6 protein-coding genes are annotated in these 4,787 nt (G+C 72.1%); all 6 read right to left on the bottom strand.

Annotated elements, in window-relative coordinates:
• Positions 1-854, bottom strand: an 854-nt coding sequence (locus K8V11_RS06235; protein ID WP_303911750.1) for a Rossmann-like and DUF2520 domain-containing protein, incomplete at its 3' end; no start/stop codon positions are given.
• 7 nt (positions 855-861) lie between these two features.
• On the bottom strand, positions 862-2,409 hold the full coding sequence (locus K8V11_RS06240) for a DUF6779 domain-containing protein (protein WP_303911752.1): 1,548 nt from the start codon (positions 2,407-2,409) through the stop codon (positions 862-864).
• 70 nt (positions 2,410-2,479) lie between these two features.
• Complete coding sequence (locus tag K8V11_RS06245) at positions 2,480-2,965, bottom strand: DUF3180 domain-containing protein (protein WP_303911754.1); 486 nt, start codon at positions 2,963-2,965, stop codon at positions 2,480-2,482.
• A 5-nt stretch (positions 2,966-2,970) separates the two neighbouring features.
• On the bottom strand, positions 2,971-3,570 hold the full coding sequence (gene folK / locus K8V11_RS06250; protein WP_303911755.1) for a 2-amino-4-hydroxy-6-hydroxymethyldihydropteridine diphosphokinase: 600 nt from the start codon (positions 3,568-3,570) through the stop codon (positions 2,971-2,973).
• Positions 3,567-3,962, bottom strand: coding sequence for a dihydroneopterin aldolase (folB, locus tag K8V11_RS06255; protein WP_303911757.1), 396 nt, complete (start codon positions 3,960-3,962; stop codon positions 3,567-3,569). Before folB ends, folK begins: the two co-directional genes overlap by 4 nt.
• Positions 3,959-4,787: dihydropteroate synthase (gene folP, locus K8V11_RS06260; protein WP_303911759.1), on the bottom strand; the 829-nt coding region annotated here is incomplete at its 5' end. The genes folB and folP, both read right to left, overlap by 4 nt.

Consider the following 4,787-nt stretch of genomic DNA (forward strand, 5'->3'; position numbering starts at 1 on the left):
CCGCGCATCACAGGTCCGGTGAGGAAAGCGCCTCCAGAGGCGAGCGCGTTCTCCAGCGACACACGCACGAGCGGTCCGAGGAGGCGGGACGCGAGCGCATCCGGGTCCAGCGATTCCTCCTGCGACTCCAACGGCCGGTCCGAGTGGCCGCGGGGACTATAGAGCTCGCTGCCGGCGCCATGCGCATCCTGCCCGGGGGCTCCTTCGACGCTCGGCAATCCGATCACGGCCTCTAGAGCGAGTAGCGCGTCCGCGATGAGCGTGACCAGGTGATTCGAGCCGTGCGCGAGCGCCGCGTGGTACAGCGGGCGCTGCGCCTCCTCGATGCGCACCGGCCGCCCGCCCGTTTCCAGGACCAGCGATTCGCCGACGGCCTGTCCGATCTCGTCCGGCGCCGTCACTCCCCACCCGCAGCCGTCGAAGTGCTCGGCATCGTCCGGGGTGCCGGCGAAGGTCATCGCAGGGTGGATCGCCGCGACGACCGCGCCGAGGCTGTGGATCGGGCGCAGCACGTCCGCGCCGAACGCGCCGGCCGTGTGCACCACGATGTGGCCGGAGTGCACCGCACCGGAGTCGACCAACTCGCGGATGACGTCGGAGAGCGCGGAATCCGGGACCGCGAGCACGATCAGCTCGCTGGACCGGGCAACCTCGGCAGGCGAGGCGATCCGGGCGCCGGGAAGATGCCGGGCGAGGCGGTCGCGCGAGGCCTCCGAGCGTGCCGTCGCCGCGCCGACGACGTGGCCGACGCGTTCGAGCGCCACGCCGAGGGCGACGCCCACGCGTCCGGCGGACACGATGCCCACCGCCAGCCGCGCCGGGGTACCCAGCGGGGGCAGCGAGGGTGAGTCCATCACTCCCCTAGTCTTCGCGGCGGCGACGCCCACCGCCGCCGGAGGGCTGTCCGCCGTCGCCGAGGCGGGCGAGCAGGTCCGCGACGGAGGTTCCGCCCGAATCGGCGTGCCGCGAGCCCGTAGGCTCGGCGGCCGCGCGGCGCCCGGTCGACACGGGCTCCGCAGCCGGCTCGGCCGCAGAGGTGTCGGTTTCCTCCGCCACCCGTCCGTGGCGGGGGGCATACAGATCGGAGTTCGCGGCGGTCTCGACCTGCGTTTGGTCGTCACCATCGCGACCGTGGCGGCCGAAGAATTCGGGAACGGAATGTGAGATAGGAGCCTCCTCGGGCGAGGGTTCTGCAGTCGGTTGCGGCTCCGCGCCGAACGCGGTCCGTTCGCGAGACTCTACGTTCGTGGCGGGCTCGAAACCAGTCGGCGCGTCGAAATCGGGCAGTTCCGCATCGTCCGTGAACGAGGGCGGGGCGCTGAGCCGGAAGCCCTCGAAGGAGCGGAAGCGGTCGGTGTGCGGCCCCGAGGTGGGCTCGGGTTCCGGAGTCGCCGACGTCGCCGGCTCCGGCGTGGGTGCGGGTTTCGGCTCCGGCGTGGGTGCGGGTGCCGGTGCGGATTCGAATCCGGCGGCGGGCTCGGGCGCAGGCTCCTGCCGGTACGACGGAACCTCGGGGGCGACGACATCGTCGGGCTGCACCTCGCGCGCGGCGGGGGCGCTCGGCGGCGCCCACGGCGAGGCGCCGGGGGCCTCCGCCTCCGTGTTTTGCGGACGGAGCTTGCGCATCGACGAGGTGACCTCGGTACTCGGCATCTCGTCGTATGGCCGCGGGCGCGGCGGGGTCTGCGACGCGGGGCGCTCCTGGGCGACGGGCCGCTCGGGCACCGGATGCTCCTGGGGCTCCCGCGCCTCGTCCTGCCGGGGGCGAGCCGCGTCCTCGGCATCGCCGGTGCGGCCTGCGAGCAGCGGATGCGAGGTCCGCGAGCCCACCGCCGGGTCGCCGTCGACGATCGGCTGCACGCCGAGCTGTTCGAGCTGGCTGCGCAGCGCCATAACCTCGACGCGCAGCGAGCTGATCGATTCCTCGTTCTCCGCCCGCACCTCCTCGCGCAGTTCCTCGCGCAGGCTCAGCTCGCGCTCGCGGCGGGCCGAAACCTCCGATTCGAGCTCGAGGGAGTACACGCGCTTGAGCTCGGCCTCGCGGTCGGCCGAGGTTTGCGTCTGGCGGCGTTCGCGCGCGAAGAGCAGCGCCCCGACCAGTGCGGACCACAGCGCGGCGAGGAGGCCGATGCGCATCCACAGTTCGTTGTCGCTGAACACCATGACGACGGTCGCCACCATGGCGAGGGCGAACAGCACCGCCATCGCCAGCTGTGCCATACGCAGACCGGACTGCGGCGATTTCGGGCGCGACCCCTCCGGGCGACGCTCACCGGACGCCACCGGAACGCCGTGGACCTGCGGCGGCTCTCCCGCAGGCCGCGGCGCATCACCCTGTTGCTCCCACGGGCCCTGCGAGGGCCACTGGTTGCCGGGGTGCGGCTGCTGCGGTGGACGATCGGCACTCATACCCCGCACATTACCCGGTCATACGGTGCGCAGGTCAACGGATGTGACCGTTGTGGCAAGGCGTACGGACTCAGGCGGGCGAGGCGCCGCGCATCGGCTCGGCCGGATCGTCGCCCGGCGGCACCTTGCACCAGGTCTCCACGAGCAGGCCGACCCCGCACAGCACGGCGCCGAGCACCGCGAGAACGATCGCGACCGGCAGATCCGACGCCGCCGCGGTCACCTCGCCTGCGCGGCGCGCGAGCGGAATGGCATAGCCCGCGGCGAGTCCGGCGACCACCGCGCCGAGCACCGTGGACGCCTTCGCCAACGCGAGCACGACGACGATCGTGTGCGGGCTCAGCTGCGAGCGGTCGAGCCCGACCCGCTCGGATTCCACGGCCGATCGCACCCGCCACCCCAGGAACAGATCCACGCCCATGACTACGGAGAGCGGGACAAGCGTGACGTACGTGAGCGGCGGCATCGACGAAAAAAGCCGCACCCCTGCGCCGATCCCTGCGGCCACGGAGCATGTCGCGACAAGGACGACGGTGAGCCACGAGGTCCGATCCACGGCGGCTACTCCGCGCGGACCGGTGGCTGGTCCGCGTCGATGTCCGGCACCGGTCCGATGAGGCGGATTGCGGCACGCTCGTCCTCGCTCGTCTCGGCGAGAAGCTCGTCGATAGGCCGTCCGTGCAGCTCTGCGTGCGGCTCGATTTCGAGCCACGGGGTCAGTACGAAGGCACGCTCGTGGGCGCGGGGATGAGGAAGGAGTAGGTCCGGATCGTCGGAGACGACATCGAGGGGGCCGCCGTCATCGGCGAGGAGCCAGGAGGCGATGACATCGACGTCGAGCGTGCGCGGACCCCAGCGGACTTCGCGGGTGCGCATCGCTCGGGCCTCGAGGTTGCTTCCCCACAGCAACCACTGGCGCGGGGTGTACTCGGATTCGACGGACATGGTGACGTTCCGGAAATCCGGTTGTTCGACCCCTCCCCATGGCGGCGTCGAGTACATGCTGGACACGGCCTTGACGCTGCCGAGCCGGCGCGCGTTGGCGACGACCCATGCGACGAGCGCCTCGCTGTCGCCGAGGTTGGAGCCCAGCGAGAGCACGGTGTGGTAGATCGGCGCGGCGAAACCGCGGGGCGGGGTGTGGACGGGCTGGGAGTTCACGGTCGCCCCCTCTCGTCTGCGCCGCGGCCGGCCCTCTCGCGACACGCGACGACCGCGACGTCGGCGAACTCCGCGTCGATCGGCGCCTGTGGCTTGTGCACGGTCACCTCGGTGGCGCGGATCCGGGAATCGCGCTCCATCACAGCATCGGCGATAAGGCCGGACACGCGCTCGATGAGGTCGCACGGCTCCCCGCCGACGATCGCCGAGGCGATCTCCGCGAGCGCCGAATAGTCGAGGGTATCGGCGAGCTCGTCGGACGCCGCAGCGGCGGTGAGGTCCGCCCACACCACGATGTCGACGTAGAAGTCCTGCCCGTCGCGGCGCTCGTGGTCGAACACGCCGTGGTTGCCGCGGACTTTTAGCCCGCGTAGCTCGATGCGGTCGGTCATCGCTCCCCTTTCGGGCTCGGCGCCTGGTGTCCTCGTCGCGCCTGCCCGCGCCAGGCCGCGGCGGCCCGCACCGCGTCCGCGCTCGGGGCGACGTCGTGGACACGCACGCCCCACGCCCCTTCGCGGGCGGCCATCGCCGAGATCGCCGCGGTGGCGTGGTCGCGACCGCTTGCGGGGCGCGGACCTGCGCCGTCATCGAGAAGTGTGCCGAGGAAGCGCTTGCGTGAGGCGGCGATGAGGACGGGATATCCGAGCAAAGCGAGCTCGTCGTAGCGCCGCAGGAGCTCCCAGTTGTCCTCGGCGGTCTTTGCGAAGCCGAGGCCGGGATCGAGGATGAGCTGTTCGGGGCGCACCCCGGCGGAGATCGCGGCGTCGACGCGGCGGCGAAGGTGGTCGATGACGTCGGCGACCACGTCGGAACCCGCGTGCGCGGCGCCGCCGGCACCGGAGGCGAAATCGTCGGGGCTCACCCAGTGCATGAGGATCCACGGCACGCCCGCCTCGGCGACGACTCGAGCCATGTCCGGGTCGGCCATGCCGCCGGAGACGTCGTTGATGAGGTGTGCGCCGGCTGCGATGGACTTTTCGGCGACGGCCGCGCGCATCGTGTCGACGCTCACGGCGGCGCCGGCCGCGGCGAGGTCGCGTACGACGGGAACGACCCGCGCGGCCTCCTCGTCCGCGGGCACTCGCACGGCCCCTGGCCGGGTCGATTCGCCGCCGACGTCGACGATGTCGGCGCCCGCTGCGACGAGCTCGCGCCCGTGAGCCACCGCGTCGGCGGTGTCGAGGTACTGACCCCCGTCGGAGAAGGAGTCCTCGGTG

This window comes from Dietzia timorensis (assembly GCF_020742175.1).
Lineage (GTDB): Bacteria > Actinomycetota > Actinomycetes > Mycobacteriales > Mycobacteriaceae > Dietzia > Dietzia timorensis_A.